This is a genomic window from Pseudomonas sp. GW822-FHT06B12 (assembly GCF_058799675.1).
This window is the reverse complement of record NZ_JBXALR010000010.1, coordinates 215,680-239,702: the sequence shown is the minus strand read 5'-3', so window position 1 is coordinate 239,702 and position 24,023 is coordinate 215,680. Positions and strand designations below refer to the sequence as shown.

Annotated in this window: 19 protein-coding genes; 10 read left to right on the top strand and 9 right to left on the bottom strand. The window is 60.1% G+C overall.

Features of this window, described 5'->3' with window-relative positions; all coding sequences use genetic code 11:
* Positions 1–33: 33 nt before the first annotated feature.
* On the bottom strand, positions 34–1,290 hold the full coding sequence (gene arcA / locus AC1RKH_RS21950) for an arginine deiminase (RefSeq protein WP_123426676.1): 1,257 nt from the start codon (positions 1,288–1,290) through the stop codon (positions 34–36).
* A gap of 46 nt (positions 1,291–1,336) precedes the next feature.
* Complete coding sequence (gene arcD / locus AC1RKH_RS21945; protein ID WP_123426677.1) at positions 1,337–2,764, bottom strand: arginine-ornithine antiporter; 1,428 nt, start codon at positions 2,762–2,764, stop codon at positions 1,337–1,339.
* Positions 2,765–3,224: 460 nt separating this feature from the next.
* On the opposite strand from arcD, the gene AC1RKH_RS21940 reads away from it, so the two are divergent.
* Positions 3,225–4,088, top strand: coding sequence for a DNA-3-methyladenine glycosylase family protein (locus AC1RKH_RS21940; RefSeq protein WP_493063171.1), 864 nt, complete (start codon positions 3,225–3,227; stop codon positions 4,086–4,088).
* 281 nt (positions 4,089–4,369) lie between these two features.
* Here AC1RKH_RS21940 and AC1RKH_RS21935 read toward each other — a convergent pair whose 3' ends face one another.
* The 7 genes from AC1RKH_RS21935 to gap all read right to left on the bottom strand — a co-directional run bounded on the left by AC1RKH_RS21935 (position 4,370) and on the right by gap (position 12,507).
* Positions 4,370–5,719, bottom strand: a complete 1,350-nt coding sequence (locus AC1RKH_RS21935; protein ID WP_493063170.1) for a CoA transferase — start codon at positions 5,717–5,719, stop codon at positions 4,370–4,372.
* Positions 5,720–5,888: 169 nt separating this feature from the next.
* Positions 5,889–6,497 (bottom strand): biliverdin-producing heme oxygenase, encoded by a 609-nt coding sequence (locus AC1RKH_RS21930; protein WP_493063169.1) that lies wholly within the window; start codon positions 6,495–6,497, stop codon positions 5,889–5,891.
* Positions 6,498–6,611: 114 nt separating this feature from the next.
* Positions 6,612–9,200: a TonB-dependent receptor gene (locus AC1RKH_RS21925; RefSeq protein WP_493063168.1), complete on the bottom strand. Its 2,589-nt coding sequence runs from the start codon at positions 9,198–9,200 to the stop codon at positions 6,612–6,614.
* Between the two features lie 120 nt (positions 9,201–9,320).
* The gene (locus AC1RKH_RS21920; protein WP_493063167.1) at positions 9,321–10,289 is read right to left on the bottom strand and encodes a FecR family protein; all 969 of its coding nucleotides are present in this window, start codon (positions 10,287–10,289) and stop codon (positions 9,321–9,323) included.
* Positions 10,290–10,359: 70 nt separating this feature from the next.
* Positions 10,360–10,869 carry an RNA polymerase sigma factor gene (locus tag AC1RKH_RS21915; RefSeq protein ID WP_493063166.1) on the bottom strand — a complete coding sequence of 170 codons (510 nt, stop codon included), beginning with the start codon at positions 10,867–10,869 and terminating at the stop codon, positions 10,360–10,362.
* A 75-nt stretch (positions 10,870–10,944) separates the two neighbouring features.
* Positions 10,945–11,409 carry a methylglyoxal synthase gene (locus tag AC1RKH_RS21910; RefSeq protein ID WP_493063165.1) on the bottom strand — a complete coding sequence of 155 codons (465 nt, stop codon included), beginning with the start codon at positions 11,407–11,409 and terminating at the stop codon, positions 10,945–10,947.
* Positions 11,410–11,505: 96 nt separating this feature from the next.
* Positions 11,506–12,507 carry a type I glyceraldehyde-3-phosphate dehydrogenase gene (gene gap / locus AC1RKH_RS21905; RefSeq protein WP_123426686.1) on the bottom strand — a complete coding sequence of 334 codons (1,002 nt, stop codon included), beginning with the start codon at positions 12,505–12,507 and terminating at the stop codon, positions 11,506–11,508.
* A gap of 223 nt (positions 12,508–12,730) precedes the next feature.
* Between gap and edd the strand changes: the two genes are divergently transcribed.
* From edd to AC1RKH_RS21860, 9 genes are all read left to right on the top strand, one after another.
* On the top strand, positions 12,731–14,557 hold the full coding sequence (gene edd / locus AC1RKH_RS21900) for a phosphogluconate dehydratase (protein ID WP_493063164.1): 1,827 nt from the start codon (positions 12,731–12,733) through the stop codon (positions 14,555–14,557).
* Entirely contained in the window at positions 14,554–15,504 is a 951-nt protein-coding gene (locus tag AC1RKH_RS21895; protein WP_493063163.1) for a glucokinase, read from the top strand. Before edd ends, AC1RKH_RS21895 begins: the two co-directional genes overlap by 4 nt.
* Positions 15,505–15,671: 167 nt before the next feature.
* Positions 15,672–16,403, top strand: a complete 732-nt coding sequence (locus AC1RKH_RS21890; RefSeq protein WP_019693222.1) for a response regulator — start codon at positions 15,672–15,674, stop codon at positions 16,401–16,403.
* Between the two features lie 31 nt (positions 16,404–16,434).
* Positions 16,435–17,862, top strand: a complete 1,428-nt coding sequence (locus tag AC1RKH_RS21885; protein ID WP_493063181.1) for an ATP-binding protein — start codon at positions 16,435–16,437, stop codon at positions 17,860–17,862.
* Positions 17,863–18,091: 229 nt separating this feature from the next.
* Positions 18,092–19,351 carry a D-mannose isomerase gene (locus AC1RKH_RS21880; protein ID WP_493063162.1) on the top strand — a complete coding sequence of 420 codons (1,260 nt, stop codon included), beginning with the start codon at positions 18,092–18,094 and terminating at the stop codon, positions 19,349–19,351.
* Positions 19,352–19,468: 117 nt separating this feature from the next.
* Positions 19,469–20,776, top strand: coding sequence for an ABC transporter substrate-binding protein (locus AC1RKH_RS21875; protein ID WP_493063161.1), 1,308 nt, complete (start codon positions 19,469–19,471; stop codon positions 20,774–20,776).
* A gap of 155 nt (positions 20,777–20,931) precedes the next feature.
* Positions 20,932–21,840: a carbohydrate ABC transporter permease gene (locus tag AC1RKH_RS21870; RefSeq protein ID WP_493063160.1), complete on the top strand. Its 909-nt coding sequence runs from the start codon at positions 20,932–20,934 to the stop codon at positions 21,838–21,840.
* On the top strand, positions 21,833–22,678 hold the full coding sequence (locus tag AC1RKH_RS21865) for a carbohydrate ABC transporter permease (RefSeq protein ID WP_123426693.1): 846 nt from the start codon (positions 21,833–21,835) through the stop codon (positions 22,676–22,678). Before AC1RKH_RS21870 ends, AC1RKH_RS21865 begins: the two co-directional genes overlap by 8 nt.
* Positions 22,679–22,681: 3 nt before the next feature.
* Positions 22,682–23,842, top strand: a complete 1,161-nt coding sequence (locus AC1RKH_RS21860; protein WP_493063159.1) for an ABC transporter ATP-binding protein — start codon at positions 22,682–22,684, stop codon at positions 23,840–23,842.
* Positions 23,843–24,023: the final 181 nt, after the last annotated feature.

Sequence of the window (24,023 nt, the reverse complement as noted above, 5' to 3'; positions counted from 1 at the left end):
CGGACTCTGTAAGCCTCGGCCAAGGTTTGAAAGTTAATAGTCGATTGGGTCGCGGATGATCGGGCAGGTCATGCAGTGGCCGCCGCCACGACCGCGACCGAGTTCGCCGGCGCTGATGGTGATGACCTCGATACCGGCCTTGCGCAGCAGGGTGTTGGTGTAGGTGTTGCGGTCGTAACCGATCACCACGCCGGGCTCCACGGCAACCACGTTGTTGCCGTCGTCCCACTGTTCGCGTTCGGCGGCGAAGCTGTTGCCGCCGGTTTCGACGACGCGCAGGGCCTTGAGGTTGAGTGCGGCGGCCACGGTGTCGAGGAAGCTGGTTTCTTCGCGACGGATATCGATGCCGCCCGGTTTGCTTTCGTCAGGGCGCAGGGTGAAGGCGACAATCTGGTTCACCACTTCCGGGAAAATCGTCACCAGGTCGCGGTCGCAGAAGCTGAACACGGTGTCCAGGTGCATCGCCGCGCGGGATTTCGGCAGGCCGGCAACGATCACCCGCTCGACCGCTTTGTGCTTGAACAGGTTCAGTGCCAACTGGCCGATGGCCTGACGGGACGAGCGTTCGCCCATGCCGATCAACACTACGCCGTTACCGATCGGCATCACGTCGCCGCCTTCCAGCGTGGCGTTGCCGTGCTGCTGATCCGGGTCGCCGTACCAGACCTGGAAGTCGGCATTGGTGAACTCCGGGTGGAATTTGTAGATGGCGCTGGCCAGCAGGGTTTCCTGACGGCGCGCCGGCCAGTACATCGGGTTCAGCGTGACGCCGCCATAGATCCAGCACGTGGTGTCGCGGGTGAACTGGGTGTTTGGCAGCGGCGGAAGAATGAAGCTGGAGTGGCCGAGGAAATCGCGGAACATTTCGATGGTCTTGCCACCGAAGCTGCTTGGCAGGTCATCGGCCGACACACCGCCAATCAGGAACTCGGCGACCTTGCGCGGTTCCAGGCTGCGCAGCCAGGAGCTGACTTCGTTGACCAGACCGAGGCCGACCTGATTGGCGGTGATCTTGCGCTCCAGAATCCAGTCCAGGGCTTCTGGGTTGGCGACGATGTCGGTCAGCAGGTTGTGCATTTCCAGCACATCGATATCGCGCTCACGCATCTTGGTGACGAAGTCGAAATGGTCGCGCTTGGCCTGGGCAACCCACAGCACATCATCGAAAAGCAGTTCGTCGCAGTTGTTCGGGGTCAGCCGCTGGTGAGCCAGGCCGGGGGAGCAAACCATGACTTTGCGCAGTTTGCCGGCTTCGGAATGTACGCCGTACTTAACTTTTTCCGTGGTCATTACAGATCCTCCAGATAACAAAACGGTCGAGTGTTACAAGCGGGTGCTACAGGGTCAGGAAGCCGTCGTAGAGCCCATAGGCCGCCACCAGGGCGCCAATGACTACTGCGGTGAAAATCAGCTTCTCGACGTTGGTGAAAACCGGTTTGCCCAACTCGCGCTTGGCCTTGGCGAACAGGATCGCGCCGGGGGCATAGAGCAGGGCGGACAGCAGCAGGTATTTGATGCCGCCGGCATACAGCAGCCAGATCGCGTAGATCAGCGCGATACCGCCGATGATCAGGTCTTTCTTGCGTTCGGCCAGGGCGTTTTCGTAGCTCTCGCCGCGTACCGCCAACAGCAGCGCATAGGCCGCCGACCACAGGTAAGGCACCAGAATCATCGAGGTGGCGAGGTAGATCAGCGACAGGTAAGTGCTGGCCGAGAACAGGGTGATGATCAGGAACACCTGGACCATCGCGTTGGTCAGCCACAGGGCGTTGACCGGCACATGGTTGGCGTTCTCCTTGCGCAAGAACTCCGGCATGGTGTGGTCCTTGGCGGCGGCGAACATGATCTCCGCACACAGCAGCACCCACGACAGCAGCGCACCGAGCAGGGAAATGATCAGGCCGACGCTGATCAGCACCGCGCCCCAGTGACCGACTACATGCTCCAGCACGGCAGCCATCGACGGGTTCTGCAGCTTGGCCAACGCTGGTTGAGTCATGATGCCCAGCGACAGCACGTTCACCAGCACCAGGAACAGCAGCACGGTGATGAAGCCGATCACGGTGGCTTTACCGACATCCGAGCGTTTTTCGGCTCGGGCCGAGAAGATGCTCGCGCCTTCGATGCCGATGAACACCCAGACGGTGACCAGCATCATGTTGCGCACCTGGTTCATCACGCTGCCCAGGTCAGGGTTTTTGATGCCCCAGATGTCGGCGGTGAAGATCTCCAGTTTGAAGGCGAAGATCGCGATCAAGACGAACAGCAGCAATGGCACGATCTTGGCGACGGTGGTCACCAGGTTGATGAACGCCGCTTCCTTGATCCCGCGCAGCACCAGAAAGTGCACGGCCCACAGCAGCACCGAAGCACCGATCACCGCAGCCACGGTGTTGCCTTCGCCGAAGATCGGGAAGAAGTAACCCAAGGTGCTGAACAGCAGAACGAAGTAGCCGACGTTACCCAGCCAGGCGCTGATCCAGTAACCCCAGGCGGACGAAAAACCCATGTAGTCGCCGAAACCGGCCTTGGCGTAGGCGTAGACACCGCCATCGAGGTCAGGCTTGCGGTTGGCGAGGGTCTGGAAGACAAACGCCAGGGTCAACATGCCGACGGCGGTGATGGCCCAACCAATCAAGACAGCCCCGACGTCGGCACTGGCGGCCATGTTTTGCGGCAAAGAAAATATTCCGCCACCAATCATGGACCCCACTACCAGAGCGACTAACGCGCCGAGTCGTAGTTTTCCGGGAGATTCAGACATTGCATGACTCCATTGCCGGAGAAGAGAGACCACAGAATAAATCCGCTCGCTGATAGAACAACTGATCTGGATCAGTTCGTGGTCACATTCCATTGTTGATTGATGACGTGTGAATACTTCATAAATTGCGCGTATGTGCCGCTACAGGCCTGCTCCAGAGGCATCGGCATAAATAAAACAGGGATGGATCCTGATTGTTGCGAGACATGAAGCTAGTTGGCTTTTCAGAATGTGCAAATTTTGTGCATCTGTTTTCAGTACAGAATTGATTTGTCTGGGATAACGCACAAAACTGGCAAAATGCCTGTGTGGCATAGGTGAGGAAGTTCTAAATAAGCGCTATTTTTTGCCGTTATCTGATTAACGTCATGCCACGTTGCATATTTAATGGAATTAACATTTGTTATGGTTTCAAAACATGACAAACAGTCGATTTGAGATGAGAGATAAGGATGTCGCTGTGAAGGTGTTGCTCGACTATCAGCCGCCGTATGACTGGCCAGCGATGCTCGGCTTCTTGTCGGCGCGGGCGATTACCGGGTTGGAGAGCGTGGTCGATGGCGTGTATTCGCGCAGCATCAGCCTGAACGGTGCGCACGGTACGTTTTCGATTACGCCTGCAGTCGGTGATGCGCTTGAAGTGAGACTGGATTTTCCTGAGGCATCCGCCGTGCCGGCGATCGTTGCGCGATTGCGGCGGATGTTCGATCTGGACGCGGATCTGCCGTGCATCCATCAGCAACTGGCGGTTGATCCGTTGATGGCAAGGTTGATTGCCGAGCGTCCCGGTCTACGGGTGCCGGGGGCGTGGGACGGGCTGGAACTGGCGATTCGCGCGGTGTTGGGGCAGCAGATCACGGTGAGTGCGGCGATCAAGCTGGCGGGCAAGCTGGTTGCGCAGTATGGCGAAGCGTTGTCTTCGCCGTTGTCTGGGTTGACTCATGTGTTTCCTGAAGCGGCAGTGTTGGCGGCGGCAGATCTGGCAACCTTGGGAATGCCGAAAAGCCGTGGGCGGACGCTGTCTGGCGTGGCGCAGGCATTGCTTGATGATCCCTTGTTGTTTGAATCGAATCGGGACGGCGGCGTTGCGCGATTGTTGGCATTGTGGGGGATTGGCGACTGGACGGCGCAGTACATCGCTTTGCGACAATTGCGCGAGCCAGACGCGTTTCCGTCGGGGGATGTGGGGCTGATCAATGCGCTGGCGGCGCTTGAGGGTAGGCTGGTGACGTCGCGTGAATTGCTGGCGCGTGCCGAGGCTTGGCGACCGTGTCGGGCGTATGCAGCGCAGGTGCTTTGGACGTCGTTGAGTCGTTCGGACTGAAGTTGATCCGATAGTTGCGTTGACTGTTCGGTCGTCATCGCGAGCAGGCTCGCTCCCACCTTTGATGTGTGGTGATCACAAATGGTGTGCCCACATCAGACCTATGTGGGAGCGGGCTTGCTCGCGAAAGCTACTTCACAATCACCACCACTGCGCGCGGTGGGAGCCCAATTCCCCGGCCGAGCAGGCTCGCTCCCACCTTTGATGTGTGGTGATCACAAATGGTGTGCCCACATCAGACCTATGTGGGAGCGAGCCTGCTTGCGATAGCTACTTCACAATCACCACCACTGCGCGCGATGGGAACCCAATTCCCCGGCCGGGATGGCCCACTGCAACGGTGTCCCCGAAATCTTCAGCGGCACCTGCAACCGATGCGCCGGGCCCCAGACCGTCTGCTCGATTAGTAGGCCCTGATCACCAGCCTCTTCAGCACGTAACGGTTCATCAGTCCCCGGCCCCTGTTCAACCAGCAACTTCGCCGTGCGCGCCAGCGACAATCGCGCCGAGCTGCCGCATCCGCTCCTCAACCGCTCAGTCAGCGCCTTGATCGCACTTGCCGCCATCAAATACCCGGTGGCGTGGTCCAGCGCCTGAACCGGCAACGGCGTCGGTTTGTCCGCGTGCTTCCAACCCATCCCCGCCTCGGCGATGCCGCTGCTCATTTGCACCAGGCTGTCGAAGCCACGGCGGTTTTGCCAAGGGCCGCTCCAGCCGTACGCATTCAGGCAAATGTCGATTAGCCCGGGAGCGAGTTTCTGCCGTTCGGCGGTGCCGTAGCCGAGGCGTTCCAGGGCGTCGGCGCGGTAGCCGTGAAGCAGGATGTCAGCGTCCTTGAGCAGGTTTTCAAATACCAAACGATCACTGTTGTTGTGCAGGTCCAGGCGGGCGCAACGTTTGCCCAGGGTGACTTCCGGAACCACACCGGGTTCGTTCCACTGCGGTGGATCGATACGCAGCACATCGGCGCCCAAGCCAGCGAGAAAGCGACTGGCAACGGGGCCGGCGAGGACGCGAGTCAGGTCCAGCACCTTGATGCCCGCCAGCGGTTGCGCGACCGAGCCTTGCCAGGCGTTTGAGCGCTCGCTGTCGCCGGCGGAAAACTGAATCAGTGGCTCGGCGTTGACGGCCGAGCCTTGAGGATGGGACTGCCATTGTGGCCATGAGCGCATTTCGGCGGCGCAACCGCCGGCCTCGACGACCGCGTGTTCCAGATCGCTTTTGGCCCATCGAGCGACTTTCGCGGCCATCGCCGCGCGATCGAAGCAGTGTCCCAGCACCTGTTCGGCGGCGCTGCGGTGATGAGGGGCGTTGGTGTGCAGGCGAATCCAACCGTCGTGGGTTGCATAGTCGCCCGCGATCGGGTCCCACAGCGGTGGTACGCTCCAGCCCATCGGACGGATCGAGGTGGCGAACCAGAAGGAGGCGAGACGACGGTCGACTTCAAGGGTCGGTAAACGACCGGTCTGTTGCTGCAGCAATTCGCTGGCAGCCTGGCCGGCCGCCGCGATGCTGGCGCTGGCGAGGTCCGTCACGGCAAACGCCGAGGGCAGGGCGCCGTTCGAGGTGAAAGCGATGGCGGTAGCGGGCAAGCCGAGCGCGGCTTGAATGGACGTCAGGAAATCAGTCATCGAAGGCCCTCCGGAAGAGAGCACGATCATAGTTCAAAAAAACGTCAGCCCGGATGAAATCCCCCTGTGGGAGCGAGCCTGCTCGCGATAGCGGAATTTCAGTCAACAACCATGTTGAATGTCAGTCCGTCATTGCGAGCAGGCTCGCTCCCACAGGGATTGCGTTCCGTCAGGCGAGCTCTGGTGCGGTGGCGTAAGCCTGTTCCAGCAGGACGGTGAAGCGGTTGAACGCATCAATCGCACCTTTCTCGACCGCCGCTTCTTCTTCGGCACTGAACTCAAGTCCGTCGAGGGTTTTGACGAAGCTTTTCCAGCCTTCGGCGCGACCACCTGCTGGCTCACCCAGGTGACGGGCACCAAAGGTTTCGCTCAGGCCCAGGCCAACGGCACGCTTGATCAGGAACGCGGCACCGAGTTTCGACCCTTCGGAGACGAAGATCCAGCCCAGTGCTTGCGCCTTGTTCGGGTTTTTCACGGCGCCGGCCACCGGGGCCGGAACGTCGGTTTCCAGGTCGGCCAGATCAGCCTTGGCGGCCTCGGCGCGGCAACGCTGCGGCAGGTCCGGGACGATGGCGATCAGTTCGGCATCGTTGTACAGCGACACCAGTTCCGACTGAAACAGGTACTGGGCAACCACGAAACGGGCGAAGTTGGCTTGGGTTTCGAAGGGTGCGTGAGCTTTCACCAGTGCGTCGAGTTTGCTGTGCGGCTCGTTTGTTATCTGGTTCAGGCGTTGCGAGCGCAGGCTCGGGCGTTCAGAGGTTTGGGCGGCGGTCATGAAGAAGTCCTTGAGAATGAAAGGCGCGTTGTAACTAGACGAACCAGAAGACGCGACAGAGTAAAAAATCCTCACTGCGCTTTGATCTGAAAAGCGCAGTGAGGCCCGTCTGGATCAGATGTCCCAGATCAGGTTGATCGCGAAATTGCGGCCTGGCTCGGTCAGGCGGTCGAGGTTGGCCGGGCTGAGTACGGCGGCTTCGCCGACGCTGTCGTAACCGCGCACGTTGTCCCACTGCCAGTATTTCTTGTCGGCCAGGTTGTACACGCCAGCGCTGACAGTCACGTCGTCGGTCACTTTGTAGAACCCGCTCAGGTCAACCACGCCATAGCCCGGTGTCTTGAACTGGCTGCTGACGCCGTCCGGCGACTTGAAGCTGCTGCTGTCGACGAGGTTTTTCTTCTGCACCAGGGTCCAGCTGAGCAAGGCGCCGTAGTTGTCCTGGTCGTAACCCAGACCGAATACGCCAGTCAGCGGGTTGACCGCGTTGAGCGGTTCGCCGGTGTCGTTGTTGCGACCGTGGGCATAGGCCACCGAGCCCTGGGTGTAGAGACCTTGCGGTGCGCCGAAGGTGTCGAGGTTCAGGCGACCTTTGAGTTCGACGCCCTTGATGGTCGCGTGTTTGATGTTGTTGCTCTGGAACGTCAACTCGTTGTAGCCCGGTGTGACGGCGTCTTCGTTGATGAAGTCGCGGTACTTGTTATAGAACACCGCCACATCGAAGTGGCCGGACTCGAAGTTGCCGCGCAGGCCGGTCTCGTAGCTCTGGCTTTTTTCCGGCCCCAGATTCGGGTTCGGTTCCACTCGGTAGCCGGTGGTGGTGTTCTCGAAACGGCCGTACAGCGCCTTGGCGGTCGGGGTGCGGAAGCCTTCGGCGTACTGACCGTACCAGGTGTAGTTGTCGGTCAGGGCGTAGGTCAGGCCGAACTTGGGCGACACGCGATGCCAGGTCTTATTCTCGTCGCTGACCGTGCCTTTGCCGTCGGCGGCCACGGTGTTGAGGAATTCCTGAGTGATGTGCGGCTTGAGCTGGGTGTAGTCGTAGCGCACGCCCGGCAGGAAGGTCCATTTGTCCCAGCTGATCTGATCCTGGGCGAACAGGCTGTAGGTGTTGATGGTCGGGTCCGGGAAGTCACTGGATTTCTTCAACACGTCAGCAGGGCTGATCGCGCCGATTTTTCGGCAACTGCCGAACACCGTCAGGCATGTTCCGCTACCGCTGCGCGAGCCGCTGACTTTCTCTTGCTTGATAGTGGTGCCGTACGTCAGCAAATGGTCGGTTTCACCGATGTTGAAGGCCTTATCGAGTTGTGCGTCGAATACCCACTGCTTTTCTTCATAGAGGGTTTCACGACTGCGCATCACGTTGCGGCTGAACGGGAAGTAGTTTTCCAGGGTGCTCTGATCGGTCTTGGCGATCTGGTAGTTCAGACTCCACTTGAGGTGATCGACCAGCAAGGAATCGAGGGCGAAATTGTTTTCCAGGCCGAAGCGTTCGCGGGTGATGGTGTCATTGCCGGTGCGCGAGCGGTACATGCCCATTGGCTGGCCATTGTTGAACGGGCCACCGACGGCGCTTTTCTGGTTGGTGTCGCGGTTGTCCTTGTACTTCTCGTAGGTCAGGCCCAGTCGCGCGTCCTCGGCATAGTTCCAGCCGGCTTTGGCCAGCACGTTGGTGGTGCGTACGTCCTCCGGGTTGGCGGCCGTGCGATTGAGCCCCGTGCCGTTGTTGCTGCCGAAGGATTCGGTTTCATGCCCGTCGCGCTGGCTGAAATGCAGCAAGCCGTCGAACTGCTCGGCGCGCCCGGCGACGGTGGCGGATTTCAGCCAGCTGTCGTCGGACGAGTTGTAGCCGGTTTTCAGACGAGCGCCGACGTCTTTGCCCGGCTTGATGATGTCGTCCGGGTCGAGGGTGAAGTAGCTGACCGCGCCGCCGATGGCGTTGCTGCCGTAGAGCACCGAAGCCGGGCCGCGGAGGATTTCCACGCGTTTGATGATTTCCGGGTCGACGTAGTTGCGCTGGGTCTTGGCGTACGGACCGTTGAAGAAACCGTTGGGCACCTCGACGCCATCGACTTGCGTCAGGATCCGGTCACCGTCGATGCCGCGAATGTTGTAGCCGCTGATACCGCCACGGGTACCGGTGCCGCCAACCGAAACACCCGGTTCGTAGCGCACCAGTTCCTTGATGGTGTTGACGTTGTTGCGGTCCAGTTCTTCGCGGGTGTGCACGGTGACGGTGCTCGGCACGCTGTCGACGCTTTGTTCCTGGCGGGTGGCACTGATGGTCATCTGCTGCAGGGCAAGGGTGCCGCCGGCGCTGCGTTTTTCCAGCACGATGTTGTTATTGCTCAGCTTGCGATAGCTCAGGTTGGTCCCCACCAACAGGCGATCGAGGGCTTTTTCCGGTGTCAGCGCACCGTGTACACCCGGCGAGGCGACGCCTTCAGCGAGTTCTGCCGGCAAGCCGACTTGCCAACCGGTGACGGCGGTGAAGGCGTTGAGTGCCGACACTAATGGTTGTTGGGCGATGGCGAAGGTGTAATCGCCCATGTTGCGACTTGGCTGTTGGCTCGCGGTGGCGGCCATCACTGGCGCGGCCTGGGCACCGGCCAACAGGATGGCGGCAGTCAGCAAGGACAACGTGCAGTTCTGCACGCGAGCGGAAGGTGAAGAGGACCGGCGGGTAAGGCGAGAGGACATCGATAGCGCTCCGTGTCGCACGAATCGTATAGGTGCAGATCCACATCGAAGATGCGAATCAATTGCATTGGCTATAACGAGACGAACGATGAAGCGCTATCGAGTAAAAATAATTCTCATTTAGTTCAGGATCACCAGCGCCGGGAATTCCTGAAGCCTGGCCGAGGTGACGTGAGCCAGCGAGCGGACCACGTCCAGCGGTTGGTCGAGGCGGTAATTGCCGGTCACCGCAACGTTGGCCAACTGCTCGTTGTTGTTGATGATCCAGCCAGGGTAGTAGCGGCGCAGTTCGGCCAGCACCTGGCTCAATGGGCAGTTTTCAAACACCAGTCGGCCCTGGACCCAGGCCAGATCGGTTGCCGGGTCGAGTCTGGCCGGTTGATCGAAGCCATTGGGGCCGATGCGGATGCTTTCGCCCGCGCTCAGGCGCACACGGGCGTCGTTGCGGTTGGAGCGCAAATCGACATCGCCACGCTGCACGCGAACCTGGGCGATACCGTCCAGATAACGCACGGCGAAGGTGGTGTCGCGCACGCTGGCGGTGACCGGGCCGGCGTCGATTTCCAGTGGCAGACCGCGATTGGCCGCGACCTCGAAATAAGCCTCGCCCTGATACAGGTGGGCGATGCGTTGCTGGTCGTTGATGGTGCTGGAAAACGCCGAGTTGGTGTTGAGCAGGACTTTTGAACCGTCCTCCAGTTGCAGGTGCTGACGCTCGCCGACCACGGTCAGATGATCTGCCTGAATCCGCATCGGCAGGTTGCTGAAACTGAACAGCCCGAGTATCAGCACGGCCGCCATGGCCAGCGGTTTCCAGTGCTGGCGCAGGCGACCGGGCAGCAAGACCTTGTGCGTGGAGGTGTTCAAACGCTGTGCACACTGAGCGACCTGCGGCCCGTTCCAGATCGCCTGGGCCTTGGCGAATGCCTCGGCATTGTGCGGGGCGGCGGCGAGCCAGTCGTGGAATTCGCGGGTTTGTTGCTCACTCGGACTGTCCAGCACGATCAACCAGTCCAGCGCCTGATCCATGGTGCTGCTGGCTGGGTCCCGCGCCGGGGTTGGCGGGTGGGAATGTGGGCTGTCCGTCACGGGTGTTCCTCGGCTGTGGCTGCAGGAGAGCAGTTTCAAGCTTCAAGCGGCAAGCTTCAAGCCACTGCGTCTAGTAGCGATCAGCGACACCGACGCAGATCGCCATGATCAGCTTCAGGTCTTTTTGCACGGTGCTCAAGGACACGCTGAGCTGCTCGGCGATCTCCAGATAGCTGTGCCCGTGCAGGCGGCTGAGGATGAAGATCTGTTGTTGGCGCGGGGTGAGTTGGCTGAGGCTGATGTTCAAGCGTTCGAGCATCTGTTCGGCATGGGCGGCGTCCTCGGCACTGCTGAGCGGCGCGGCGATGCTTTGCACGACGTTCAGCGGAACGTCTTCGAGCATCGTGCGGGACTGAATGCGCCGTGCGCGCAGATGGTCCAGCGCCAGGTTGCGGGCGGTTTGAAACACGAAAGGTTCGAGGTGATCGATGGCCCGTTCACTCAACGCGCGGGCCACTCGCAGGTAGGTTTCCTGCAAGAGATCCTCGGCAGTGCTGTGGTTGTTGACCATCCGCTCCAGGGTCCGCAGCAGCGAGACTCGCTGAGCGAGGAAGACATGATTGAAGCGCGATTGACTCACAGTAGGACCTGATCCATTTCAAGCGAATGATAATGCTTATCATCTGCCTGAAAGGTCAAGCGCTACCGCTGAGAATTATTTGCGGCCTTGCAGATACGCCGGGTAATCGGGGATCCGGTACTCGTGCGGCTGATCCATCAACGGGCTGCCGAGCAGGTAGTCGGCGCTGCATTCATTGCAGGCCACTGGAATGTTCCAGACCGCCGCGACCCGCAGCAACGCCTTGATATCCGGATCGTGAGGTTGCGGCTCGAACGGGTCCCAGAAGAACACCAGCATGTCGACCCGCTGCTCGGCGATTCGCGCGCCGAGTTGCTGATCGCCACCCAAGGGGCCGCTGATCATGCTTTCGACGGGCAGACCCAGGCGTTTGCTCAACAGCATCCCGGTGGTGCCGGTGGCCACAAGCTCGTGTTGTGCGAGCTTGTCCTTCTGCCGCTCGGCCCAGTCCAGCAAGAACACTTTGCAGTGGTCATGGGCAACCAGGGCGATGCGTTTGCGCGCCGCCATGGTTTTGGTGGTAAAGCTGATACCGATCATCGACTACTGCTCCAGCGAAAATGCTCACCGCAGGCTGCGATCTTTTAGCGGTTAAAAGATCAAAAGATCGCAGGCCTACGACGGGGCAGGGTTAGCTTATTCGGCGTTGCACAGGGCGAGGCAGTTATCGAGCATGCGGTTGGAGAAACCCCATTCGTTGTCGTACCAGGCCAGCACCTTGAGCAGCTTGCCGCTGGACTTGGTGTGGTTGGCATCGAAAATCGACGACAGCGGGTTGTGGTTGAAGTCGCTGGAAACCAGCGGCAGGGTGTTGTAGCCGAGGATCTTCGAGTGCTGGCTGGCTTCTTTGAGCAGTGCGTTGACTTCATCCGCGCTCGCTTCTCGTTTCAGCTGCACGGTCAGGTCCACCAGCGACACGTTGATCACCGGCACGCGCACCGACATGCCGGTCAGCTTGCCGGCCAGTTCCGGCAGCACCAGGCCCACCGCTTCAGCGGCGCCGGTCTTGCTCGGGATCATGTTTTGGGTGGCCGAACGCGCGCGGTACGGGTCGACGTGGTAGACATCGGTGAGGTGCTGGTCGTTGGTGTAGGCGTGGATGGTGGTCATCAGACCGCTCTCGATGCCCAGCTCGCGGTGCAACACCTGAGCCACCGGGGCCAGGCAGTTAGTGGTGCACGAAGCGTTGGAAATGATCTGGTGCGATTGGCGCAGGATATCGTGGTTGACCCCGTACACCACGGTGGCATCGGCGCCTTTGGCCGGGGCCGAGATAATCACTTTGCGCGCGCCGGCGCTAATATGGGCGGCGGCTTTGGCGCGGTCGGTGAACAGACCGGTGCATTCGAACACGACATCAACCTTCTCGGCAGCCCACGGCAATTCGGCCGGGTTGCGAATCGCGCTGACCGAAATCCGGTCGCCGTTGACGGTCAGGCTTTCCTGATCGTGCTGCACGTCGGCATCGAAGGTGCCGTGCACGGTGTCGTACTTGAGCAGGTGGGCGTTCATCGAACTGTCGCCCAAATCGTTGATGGCGACGATCTGCAAATCCTGACGGTAGCCTTGGGTATACAGTGCGCGAAGGACATTACGGCCAATACGGCCAAAACCATTGATTGCGATTCGTAGAGTCATTTGTAAAGCGCCGCCGTCGTTTTGTTGTTGGAATTACAAGATTATTCGCAAAAAAATAGAAAACAAGCCTTTTTAGTGGCAATATTTTGTTTTATCTACAACGAGTGACCTGAATCAACTGGTCCGAGTGGTCAAGAAAACCGTCAGCGCTGCACGCGTTGACGCCTCTTGATCAGCATAGACACGAACAGGTCGCCACATCCGTTAGCCTGGAGTTCTACACATGCATCCCCGCGTACTTGAGGTCACTGAACGGCTTGTCACCCGTAGCCGCGCTACCCGTGAGGCCTACCTTGCATTGATTCGCGGCGCCGCCAGCGATGGCCCGATGCGCGGCAAGCTGCAATGCGCCAACTTCGCCCACGGCGTGGCCGGGTGCGGCACCGAAGACAAGCAAAGCTTGCGGATGATGAACGCCGCCAACGTGGCGATTGTTTCGTCATATAACGACATGCTCTCGGCGCATCAGCCGTACGAGCACTACCCGGAACAAATCAAACACGCGCTGCGCGAGATCGGTTCGGTCGGCCAGTTCGCCGGTGGTGTGCCGGCGATGTGTGATGGTGTGACTCAGGGCGAGCCGGGCATGGAACTGGGCATTGCCAGCCGCGAAGTGATCGCGATGTCGACTGCCGTGGCGCTGTCCCACAACATGTTCGATGCGGCGATGATGCTCGGCATCTGCGACAAGATCGTGCCGGGCCTGATGATGGGCGCGCTGCGTTTTGGTCATCTGCCGACAATCTTCGTTCCGGGCGGACCGATGGTGTCGGGGATTTCCAACAAGGAAAAAGCCGACGTCCGTCAGCGTTACGCCGAGGGCAAGGCCAGCCGTGAAGAGCTGCTGGAATCGGAAATGAAGTCCTACCACAGCCCTGGCACCTGCACCTTTTACGGTACCGCCAACACCAACCAGTTGCTGATGGAAGTCATGGGCCTGCACTTGCCGGGCGCCTCTTTCGTCAACCCGAACACCCCGTTGCGTGACGCCCTGACCCGTGAAGCCGCACACCAGATCACCCGTCTGACCAAGCAAAGCGGCAACTTCATGCCGATCGGCGAAATCGTCGACGAGCGTTCGCTGGTCAACTCGATTGTTGCGCTACATGCCACGGGCGGCTCGACCAACCACACCTTGCACATGCCGGCTATCGCCATGGCGGCCGGTATTCAACTGACCTGGCAGGACATGGCCGACCTCTCCGAGGTGGTGCCGACCCTGAGCCACGTCTACCCGAACGGCAAGGCTGACATCAACCACTTCCAGGCAGCGGGCGGTATGTCGTTCCTGATCCGCGAACTGCTGGAAGCCGGTTTGCTCCACGAAGACGTCAACACCGTGGCCGGGCATGGCCTGAGTCGCTACACCCAGGAACCGTTCCTGGAAAACGGTGAGCTGGTATGGCGCGAAGGCCCGATCGAAAGCCTTGATGAAAACATTCTGCGCCCAGTCGCCCGTGCATTCTCGCCAGAAGGCGGCCTGCGGGTGATGGAAGGCAACCTCGGTCGTGGGGTGATGAAAGTCTCGGCCGTGGCGCCGGAACATCAAGTGGTTGAAGCGCCGGCAATGGTTTTCCAGGATCAGCAAGACCTGGCCGATGCGTTCAAGGCAGGTCTGCTGGAGAAGGACTTTGTCGCGGTGATGCGCTTCCAGGGCCCGCGCTCCAACGGTATGCCGGAACTGCACAAAATGACGCCGTTCCTCGGTGTACTGCAGGACCGTGGCTTCAAGGTTGCGCTGGTCACTGATGGGCGGATGTCCGGTGCGTCGGGGAAAATCCCGGCGGCCATTCACGTCAGCCCGGAAGCCTATGTCGGCGGTGCTTTGGCACGCGTGCAAGAGGGCGATATCATCCGCGTCGATGGCGTCCACGGCACCTTGCAGCTTATGGTGGATGCCGATGAATTTGCCGCTCGCACACCGGCTAAAGGCCTGCTGGACAACGGCATTGGCTGCGGTCGCGAGTTGTTTGGCTTCATGCGCATGGCCTTCAGCTCGGCAGAGCAGGGCGCCAGCGCCTTTACCTCTGCCCTGGAGACCCTTAAGTGAAACTAGCGCTGGTCGGTGACATTGGTGGAACCAATGCGCGTTTTGCGTTGTGGAAAAACCAGCAGCTGGAGTCGATCCAGGTGCTGGCGACAGCCGACTATGCCTGCCCGGAAGACGCCATCGGCGTCTACCTGAACGGCCTCGGCCTGGCGCCCGGTTCGATTGGCGCGGTGTGCCTGTCAGTGGCCGGTCCGGTCAGCGGCGACGAATTTCGTTTCACCAACAACCATTGGCGGCTGAGTCGCAAGGCCTTTTGTCAGACCTTGCAGGTCGATCAGCTGTTGCTGGTCAACGATTTCTCGGCCATGGCGCTGGGCATGACGCGCCTGCAACCGGGCGAGTTTCGGGTGGTCTGCGAAGGCACGCCGGAGCCGTTGCGCCCGGCGGTGGTGATCGGTCCCGGCACCGGGCTCGGTGTCGGTACCTTGCTTGATCTTGGCGAAGGCCGTTGGGCCGCATTGCCGGGGGAGGGTGGGCATGTCGACTTGCCGCTGAGCAGTCCGCGAGAAACCCAACTCTGGCAGCACATCTACAGCGAGATCGGTCACGTCAGCGCCGAAACAGCGTTGAGCGGCAGCGGTTTGCCGCGTGTCTATCGGGCGATCTGTGCCGTGGACGGGCATGAACCTGTGCTCGATACCCCGGAAGCCATCACCGCCGCAGGCCTTGCTGGTGACCCGATTGCCCTGGAAGTGCTCGAGCAGTTCTGTTGCTGGCTCGGTCGGGTGGCCGGCAACAACGTGCTGACCACCGGTGGACGTGGCGGTGTGTACATCGTCGGTGGGGTGATTCCGCGGTTTGCCGATTTCTTTCTCAAAAGTGGTTTTGCCCGTTGTTTTGCTGACAAGGGGTGCATGAGCGAGTACTTCAATGGCATTCCCGTCTGGCTGGTGACCGCACCGTATTCCGGATTGACTGGTGCGGGTGTGGCACTGGAACAGGCTTGAGACCGCGTCGACTTCATCGCGAGCAGGCTCGCTCCCACAGGGTTAATTGCATACATTCAAACCCTTGTGGGAGCGAGCCTGCTCGCGATGAGGCCCTGACAGGCAACATAGATCCATGAACGATCAGGCATAATCCGCCCCAACACTAACAACAAGGACGCCGCCCCGTGAGCTCAGTCAACAAGTCGATTTTGTTGGTCGATGACGATCAAGAGATACGCGAGTTGCTGGACACCTACCTCAGCCGCGCAGGCTTTCAGGTGCGGACCACGCCCGATGGCGCTGGCTTTCGCCAGGCACTGAACGAGGCGCCGAGTGATCTGGTGATCCTTGATGTGATGCTGCCGGACGAAGACGGCTTCAGCCTGTGTCGCTGGATTCGCCAGCACCCGCGTCAGGCCCAGGTGCCGATCATCATGCTCACCGCCAGTTCCGACGAAGCCGACCGGGTCATTGGCCTGGAGCTCGGCGCCGACGATTACCTTGGCAAGCCCTTCAGCCCCCGTGAGTTGCAGGCACGAATCAAAGCCTTGCTACGGCGTGCGCAGTTCGGTCAGGAGCGTTCCGGGGGTGAGGTGCTGGCCTTCGATGAATGGCGGCTGGACATGGTCAGCCATCGGCTGTTTCACACCGACGGCGAAGAGGTGATTCTCTCTGGAGCCGATTTTGCCCTGCTGAAACTCTTCCTCGATCACCCGCAGGAAATCCTCGACCGCGACACCATCGGCAATGCCACCCGTGGCCGTGACCTGATGCCGCTGGATCGCATCGTCGACATGGCCGTCAGTCGTTTGCGTCAGCGTTTGCGCGATACCGAAAAGCCTCCACGCTTGATCCGCACCGTGCGCGGCAGCGGCTATCAACTGGCCGCCAATGTGGTCGCCAGCAATGGTCACTGAGTTCTTCACGCGCCTGATACGGCGGATGCCGGTGCCGCGTTCGCTGCTCGGGCGGATGTTGCTGTTGACTCTGCTGGCGGTGTTGTTCGCGCAGACGCTGTCGAGCGTGATCTGGGTCTCGCAATTGCGTGCCACGCAGTTGGAAGGGTTGGTCACCGCCGCCCGCAGCCTGGCGCATTCGATGACTGCCAGTGTCAGTTACTTTCGCTCTTTGCCGGTGGCGTACCGGCCGTTGGTTCTCGACCAGTTGCGCAGCATGGGCGGCACCCGTTTCGTGGTGACGCTCAACGACAAACCGCTGGAAATGCAGTTGTTACCGCCGACCCCGCGCAAAGAAGCGGTGCTGGCGGCGGTGGATGAGGTGCTGCGGCAATCGCTGGGTGCGGACACCGATATCTCGGTGCAATTCGTCAGCCCGGACGATCTGCGGATCTTCAATGGCGGTTTGAAACTCGATGAATTGCCGCGTTCCTGGGCGCACTACGCGCTGACCCTGGAACCGGTCAATCCGCCGGTGCTGGTCACCCAGATCAAACTGGCCCAGGGCGAATGGCTGTACATCGCCTCGCTGTTGCCCGAGCCCTATACCAGCCTTGAAGAACAGGGGCTGCCTTCGCAGCAGGTCTGGTTCATCGTGCTCACCAGTGGGTTTCTGTTGTTGTTCATTGGTCTGTTGGTGCACTGGCAGAGCCGGCCACTCAAGCGCCTGGCACGGGCGGCGCGGGACATGTCGCTGGGCGCCGAAGTGGAACCAGTGGCCGAGGGCGGCGGCAGTGAGGTGGTCGAAGTCGGCCGCGCCTTCAACGCCATGCGCGCGCGCATCAGCCGCTACCTGACTGAGCGCAGCCAGTTGTTCAGTGCTATTTCCCATGACTTGCGCACGCCCATCACTCGTCTGCGACTGCGGGTCGAGCTGCTGGAGGATGAGCGACTGCAAGCCAAGTTCGGGCGGGATCTGGATGAGCTGGAGCTGTTGGTCAAAGGCGCGCTGCAATGCGTCAAGGACACCGACATCCACGAAAACATCGAGCCGGTGGACCTCAACCATGTGCTCGATTGCCTGGTCGAGCCCTACCTGGCACCCAATGGCAATGGCCGCGTGACCCAGCAGGGGCGGGCGCTGGCGCCGTATCCCGGTAAGCCGCTGGCGCTCAAGCGCTGTATTGGCAACCTGATCGACAACGCCCTCAAGTATGGGCAGAACGCGCATTTGCACATCGACGACGATGACGCTGCGTTCATCCTGCACGTCGACGACGAAGGCCCGGGGGTGCCCGAGCAGCGACTGGAGCAGGTGTTCGAACCGCACTTTCGTTTGGCCGGGCAGCAGCAGGGTTATGGGCTGGGGTTGGGCATCGCGCGCAATATCGCCCATAGCCATGGGGGGGAAGTGAGTTTGCAGAATTTGCGCGAGGGTGGACTGCGGGTGACGTTGCAGTTGCCCCGCAGTGTTGATTAAAAAGACCGCGTTATCGTTCATCGCGAGCAAGCTCGCTCCCACAGTGGTTCCGCGTCGTACACAAATCCAATGTGGGAGCGAGCCTGCTCGCGATGGCGTCAGTCCCTTCAACACATTCCTCAAGGCCAATGTCACAAGTCAGTGACATACCCAGCCGGCTTCGTTACCTGCGCCTTCCCACACGTTGTTTAGACTCATCTGCAGTCATAACAACAAAAACAGGTACCCAATGAACATCCTCCAACCTGCCTTCAGCAGTTGGCTGAACGCGCCTGCCCATCAGCAATGGCTAGCCGACGAAGGCCTGCGCCTGCTGGCTTTTGCCAAGGCGTCGAAGCTGCCCGAAGGCTTCGGCAATCTGGATGAATACGGTCGCCTGCCGGCCGACGCCCAGGCACACACCATGAACACCGCACGCATGACTCACAGCTTCGCCATGGCGCACATTCAGGGCTTGCCGGGATTTGCCGAGCTGGTGGATCACGGCATCAACGCCCTCAATGGCCCGCTGCGTGACTCCGAATTCGGTGGCTGGTTTGCGGCGCCCGATCACCGTGATGGCGATACCGGCAAGGCCGCTTACCTGCACGCTTTCGTGGCACTCGCGGCGAGTTCTGCGGTGGTCGCCCAAAGGCCCGGTGCAGAGGCCTTGCTCAGCGATGCCATCGCGATCATCGACCAGCATTTCTGGAACGAAGAGGAGGGCGCAATGCGCGAATCCTTCAACCGCGACTGGAGCGAAGAGGAACGCTATCGCGGCGCCAACAGCAACATGCACGCCACTGAAGCCTTTCTTGCGTTGGCCGATGTCACCCAGGACAGCCGTTGGTTGAACCGCGCCTTGCGGATTGTCGAGCGGGTGATTCACGGGCATGCGGCGCAAAATCAGTATTTGGTGGTCGAGCATTTTGATCCGCACTGGCAACCGTTGCGCGACTACAACCAGGCCAATCCGGCCGACGGTTTCCGACCTTATGGCACCACGCCGGGTCATGGTTTCGAATGGTCACGGCTGCTGTTGCACCTCGAAGCGGCACGCGTGCAGGCCGGCATGCTGACACCCGGCTGGCTGCTGATCGACGCGCAACAACTCTTCGCCCACAACTGCCTTCACGGTTGGGACGTCGATGGCGCGCCCGGCATTGTCTACACCCTCGACTGGGACAATCGCCCCGTCGTACGCCAACGCTTGCACTGGGTTCACTGCGAAGCCAGCGCTGCCGCCAGTGCCTTGCTCAAGCGCACGGGTGAGGCGCAGTACGAAACCTGGTATCGGTGCTTCTGGGAGTTCAGCGACAGCTGTCTGATTGACCGAATCCACGGCAGCTGGCACCACGAACTTGACCCGCAAAACCGCCCGAGCGCCGAGATCTGGGGCGGCAAGCCAGACCTCTATCACGCCTGGCAAGCGGTGTTGATTCCACGCTTGCCGCTGGCGCCGAGCATGGCCAGTGCATTGGCTCAGGGCTCTAATTCGGTACTTATGTAACCATGCGGTGACATTTTGCCGTCGCTTCGTTACCTGCCAAGCGATCTACGCTGTTTAAACTCGTTTGCAGCGCAAGCACCAGACTTGCATGCATAACAACAAGAAAGGTACTGCTAGATGAATGCGATTTCTCGCCTCGCCACTGTCGTTTCCCTCGCCTCGCTGCTTCCCCTGACTGCATTTCCTCTCAGCGCTCTTGCCGCCGATTCCAAAGGTTCCGTGGAAGTCGTGCACTGGTGGACTTCGGGTGGTGAAAAAGCAGCGGTCGATGTCCTCAAGGCTCAAGTCGAAAAAGACGGCTTCACCTGGAAGGACGGTGCGGTCGCCGGCGGCGGTGGCGCTACGGCCATGACCGTGCTCAAAAGCCGCGCCGTGGCCGGTAACCCACCGGGTGTTGCACAAATCAAAGGCCCGGACATTCAGGAGTGGGGCAGCACTGGCCTGCTCAGCACCGATGCGCTGAAAGGCGTTTCCAAAGCTGAAAACTGGGATGGCCTGCTCTCGAAGAAAGTCTCCGACACCGTCAAGTACGAAGGTGATTACGTCGCGGTTCCGGTGAACATTCACCGCGTCAACTGGCTGTGGATCAACCCGGCAGTCTTCAAGAAAGCCGGTATCGAAAAAGCCCCGACCACCCTCGAAGAATTCTATGTCGCTGGCGACAAACTGAAGGCCGCAGGCTTCATTGCCCTGGCCCACGGTGGTCAGCCTTGGCAGGACAGCACCGTGTTTGAAGACGTGGTGCTCTCGGTCATGGGCGCTGAAGGCTACAAGAAAGCCCTGGTCGATCTGGACCAGAAAACCCTTTCCGGCCCGGAAATGGTCAAGTCCTTCACCGAGCTGAAAAAACTCACCGGTTATATGGACCCCAACCGCGCGGGTCGTGACTGGAACATCGCTGCTGCCGATGTCATCAACGGCAAGGCTGGCATGCAGATGATGGGTGACTGGGCCAAGAGCGAATGGACCGCCGCCCACAAGGTAGCGGGCAAGGACTATCAGTGCGTGCCGTTCCCGGGCACTGAAAAAGCTTTCACCTACAACATCGATTCCCTCGCGGTGTTCAAGCTCAAGGCCGATCGCACCGGTGATATCGCTGCTCAGCAGGACCTGGCCAAAGTCGCGCTGGGTAAAGATTTCCAGAAGGTCTTCAGCATCAACAAAGGTTCGATCCCGGTTCGCACCGACATGCTCAATGACATGAGCACGTTGGGCTTCGACTCCTGCGCTCAGGCGTCGGCGAAGGATTTCCTGGCGGACGAGAAGACCGGCGGCCTGCAACCGAGCATGGCGCACAACATGGCCACGTCCCTGGCGGTACAGGGCGCGATCTTCGATGTGGTGACCAACTTCATGAACGACAAGAGCGCTGACCCGGCCAAGGCCAGCGCCCAACTGGCATCGGCCATCAAAGCCGCCCAGTAATCCCTGACGCCGCGTGACCCTGTGGGAGCGAGCTTGCTCGCGATAGCTGACTGACATTCAACAGAGATGTCGACTGTTATTGCGTCATCGCGAGCAAGCTCGCTCCCACAAGGGGTCACTGTGCGCATTCACTTCTCTTCACCTGGATTATCCCGATGAGCTCTGTGGCGGTTTTCAGCAAAGCCTCACCGTTCGACGCATTGCAGCGCTGGCTTCCCAAACTGGTTTTGGCGCCGAGCATGCTGATCGTCCTGGTTGGCTTTTACGGTTACATCATCTGGACATTCGTTTTGTCCTTCACCAACTCCAGCTTCATGCCGAGCTACAAGTGGGTCGGCCTGCAGCAGTACATCCGGTTGATGGAAAACGACCGCTGGTGGGTCGCGAGCAAGAACCTCGCGGTCTTCGGTGGCATGTTCATCGGCATCAGCCTGGTGCTCGGGGTGTTTCTGGCGGTGCTGCTGGATCAGCGCATTCGCAAGGAAGGCTTCATCCGCACCATCTACCTGTACCCGATGGCGCTGTCGATGATCGTCACTGGTACCGCCTGGAAATGGCTGCTCAACCCGGGCCTGGGTCTGGACAAGATGCTGCGTGACTGGGGCTGGGAAGGCTTCCGCCTGGACTGGCTGGTGGATCAGGATCGCGTGGTTTATTGCCTGGTGATCGCCGCTGTGTGGCAAGCCTCCGGGTTTGTGATGGCGATGTTTCTGGCCGGCCTGCGCGGTGTCGATCAGTCGATCATCCGTGCCGCTCAGGTCGACGGTGCGAGCCTGCCGACTATCTACATGAAAATCGTCCTGCCGAGCCTGCGTCCGGTGTTTTTCAGCGCCTTCATGATCCTTGCGCACATCGCGATCAAGAGCTTTGACCTGGTGGCGGCGATGACGGCCGGTGGTCCGGGTTACTCCTCCGACCTGCCGGCGATGTTCATGTATTCCTTCACCTTCAGCCGTGGCCAGATGGGCATCGGTTCGGCGAGCGCGATGATGATGCTCGGCGCGATCCTGGCGATTCTGGTGCCGTACCTGTACTCCGAACTGCGAGGCAAGCGCCATGAGTAATCAGCCTGGCAAACCTGCCATCAGCTTTAGCCGCATAGCGATCTACGCGACCTTGTTGCTGGCCGCTGCGATCTACCTGATCCCACTGGTGGTGATGCTGCTGACCAGCTTCAAATCCCCGGAAGACATCCGCACCGGCAACCTGCTGAGCTGGCCGCAAGTGATTGACGGTATTGGCTGGATCAAGGCCTGGGACGTCGTGGGTGGCTACTTCTGGAACTCGGTGAAAATCACCGTACCGGCGGTGCTGATCTCGACCTTCATCGGTGCAATGAACGGTTATGTGCTGTCGATGTGGCGCTTCCGTGGTTCGCAACTGTTCTTCGGCCTGCTGTTGTTCGGTTGCTTCCTGCCGTTCCAGACCGTGCTGCTGCCAGCCTCGTTCACCGTCGGCAAACTCGGCCTGGCGAACACCACCACGGGCCTGGTGCTGGTGCACATCGTCTACGGGCTGGCGTTCACCACGCTGTTCTTCCGTAACTACTACGTGAGCATTCCAGATGCGCTGGTGAAAGCGGCGCGGCTCGATGGCGCGGGCTTCTTCACGATCTTCGGGAAGATCCTGCTACCGATGTCGATCCCGATCGTGATGGTTTGCCTGATCTGGCAATTCACCCAGATCTGGAATGACTTCCTGTTCGGCGTGGTCTTCGCCAGTGGCGATGCCCAACCAATCACCGTGGCCCTGAACAACCTGGTCAACACCAGCACCGGGGTCAAGGAATACAACGTTGATATGGCGGCGGCGATGATCGCCGGGCTGCCGACACTGCTGGTCTACATATTCGCTGGCAAGTATTTCCTGCGTGGGCTGACGTCCGGCGCGGTCAAGGGGTAGAACATGGCAACTCTCGAATTACGCAACGTCAACAAAACCTACGGCAGCGGCTTGCCGGACACCCTGAAAAACATCGAACTGAAGATCGATGACGGTGAGTTCCTGATCCTCGTTGGCCCATCCGGTTGCGGCAAGTCGACCTTGATGAACTGCATCGCCGGACTTGAAAACATCAGCGGCGGGGCGATTCTGGTGGACGACGCTGATATCAGCGGCATGAGCCCCAAGGATCGCGACATCGCCATGGTGTTCCAGTCCTACGCGCTGTACCCGACCATGAGCGTGCGCGACAACATCGCCTTCGGCCTGAAGATTCGCAAAATGCCGGCCGCCGAAATCGACGAAGAAGTGGCGCGCGTCGCCAAGCTGCTGCAAATCGAACACCTGCTTAGCCGCAAACCCGGCCAGCTCTCCGGTGGTCAGCAACAGCGCGTGGCGATGGGCCGTGCGCTGGCGCGGCGGCCGAAGATTTATCTGTTCGACGAGCCACTGTCCAACCTCGACGCCAAGCTGCGGGTCGAGATGCGTACCGAAATGAAGCTGATGCACCAGCGCCTGAAAACCACCACGGTCTACGTGACTCACGACCAGATCGAAGCCATGACTCTGGGCGACAAGGTGGCGGTGATGAAGGACGGGATCATTCAGCAGTTCGGCACGCCGAAGCAGATCTACAACGATCCGGCCAACCTGTTCGTCGCAAGTTTCATCGGCTCGCCACCGATGAACTTCATCCCCCTGCGTTTGCAACGCAAGGACGGCCGTCTGTTGGCGCTGCTCGACAGCGGCCAGGCGCGTTGCGAGCTGCCGTTGGGCATGCAGGACGCCGGTCTTGAGGACCGCGAAGTGATCCTCGGCATGCGTCCGGAACAAATCGTTCTGGCGAACGGCGAGGCCAATGGTTTGCCGACCATTCGCGCCGAAGTCCAGGTCACCGAGCCGACCGGTCCCGACACCCTGGTGTTCGTCAATCTCAATGAAACCAAGGTCTGCTGCCGCCTGGCGCCGGATGTTGCGCCGGCCGTGGGCGAGACCCTGACCTTGCAATTCGATCCATCGAAAGTGCTGCTGTTCGATGCCAAGACTGGCGAACGTCTGGGGACGGCTGGTCAAGCGCAAACCGGGACTCACAGCGCCAACGTCGCTCAATTCAAAGGGCGCTGAAGATCAAGGTGGGAGCGAGCTTGCTCGCGATGGCTATCTGACATTCAACATCGATGTCGACTGAAACACCGCTATCGCGAGCAAGCTCGCTCCCACAGGGGGATATGCAGCGGGTGGTTTGTCACCCGCCGCAACCGCTGTAAACCGCGTTAGATAAAAACAGTTAATAACAATAAAGACG

What these genes read in the sequence shown, in the direction of transcription:
- gap (WP_123426686.1), bottom strand. Translation starts at nt 12,507, where the DNA reads ATGACTCTACGAATCGCAATCAATGGTTTTGGCCGTATTGGCCGTAAT.
- AC1RKH_RS21860 (WP_493063159.1), top strand. Translation starts at nt 22,682, where the DNA reads ATGGCAACTCTCGAATTACGCAACGTCAACAAAACCTACGGCAGCGGC.
- AC1RKH_RS21870 (WP_493063160.1), top strand. Translation starts at nt 20,932, where the DNA reads ATGAGCTCTGTGGCGGTTTTCAGCAAAGCCTCACCGTTCGACGCATTG.
- AC1RKH_RS21865 (WP_123426693.1), top strand. Translation starts at nt 21,833, where the DNA reads ATGAGTAATCAGCCTGGCAAACCTGCCATCAGCTTTAGCCGCATAGCG.
- AC1RKH_RS21925 (WP_493063168.1), bottom strand. Translation starts at nt 9,200, where the DNA reads ATGTCCTCTCGCCTTACCCGCCGGTCCTCTTCACCTTCCGCTCGCGTG.
- AC1RKH_RS21935 (WP_493063170.1), bottom strand. Translation starts at nt 5,719, where the DNA reads ATGACTGATTTCCTGACGTCCATTCAAGCCGCGCTCGGCTTGCCCGCT.
- edd (WP_493063164.1), top strand. Translation starts at nt 12,731, where the DNA reads ATGCATCCCCGCGTACTTGAGGTCACTGAACGGCTTGTCACCCGTAGC.
- arcA (WP_123426676.1), bottom strand. Translation starts at nt 1,290, where the DNA reads ATGACCACGGAAAAAGTTAAGTACGGCGTACATTCCGAAGCCGGCAAA.
- AC1RKH_RS21930 (WP_493063169.1), bottom strand. Translation starts at nt 6,497, where the DNA reads ATGACCGCCGCCCAAACCTCTGAACGCCCGAGCCTGCGCTCGCAACGC.
- arcD (WP_123426677.1), bottom strand. Translation starts at nt 2,764, where the DNA reads ATGTCTGAATCTCCCGGAAAACTACGACTCGGCGCGTTAGTCGCTCTG.
- AC1RKH_RS21875 (WP_493063161.1), top strand. Translation starts at nt 19,469, where the DNA reads ATGAATGCGATTTCTCGCCTCGCCACTGTCGTTTCCCTCGCCTCGCTG.
- AC1RKH_RS21880 (WP_493063162.1), top strand. Translation starts at nt 18,092, where the DNA reads ATGAACATCCTCCAACCTGCCTTCAGCAGTTGGCTGAACGCGCCTGCC.
- AC1RKH_RS21910 (WP_493063165.1), bottom strand. Translation starts at nt 11,409, where the DNA reads ATGATCGGTATCAGCTTTACCACCAAAACCATGGCGGCGCGCAAACGC.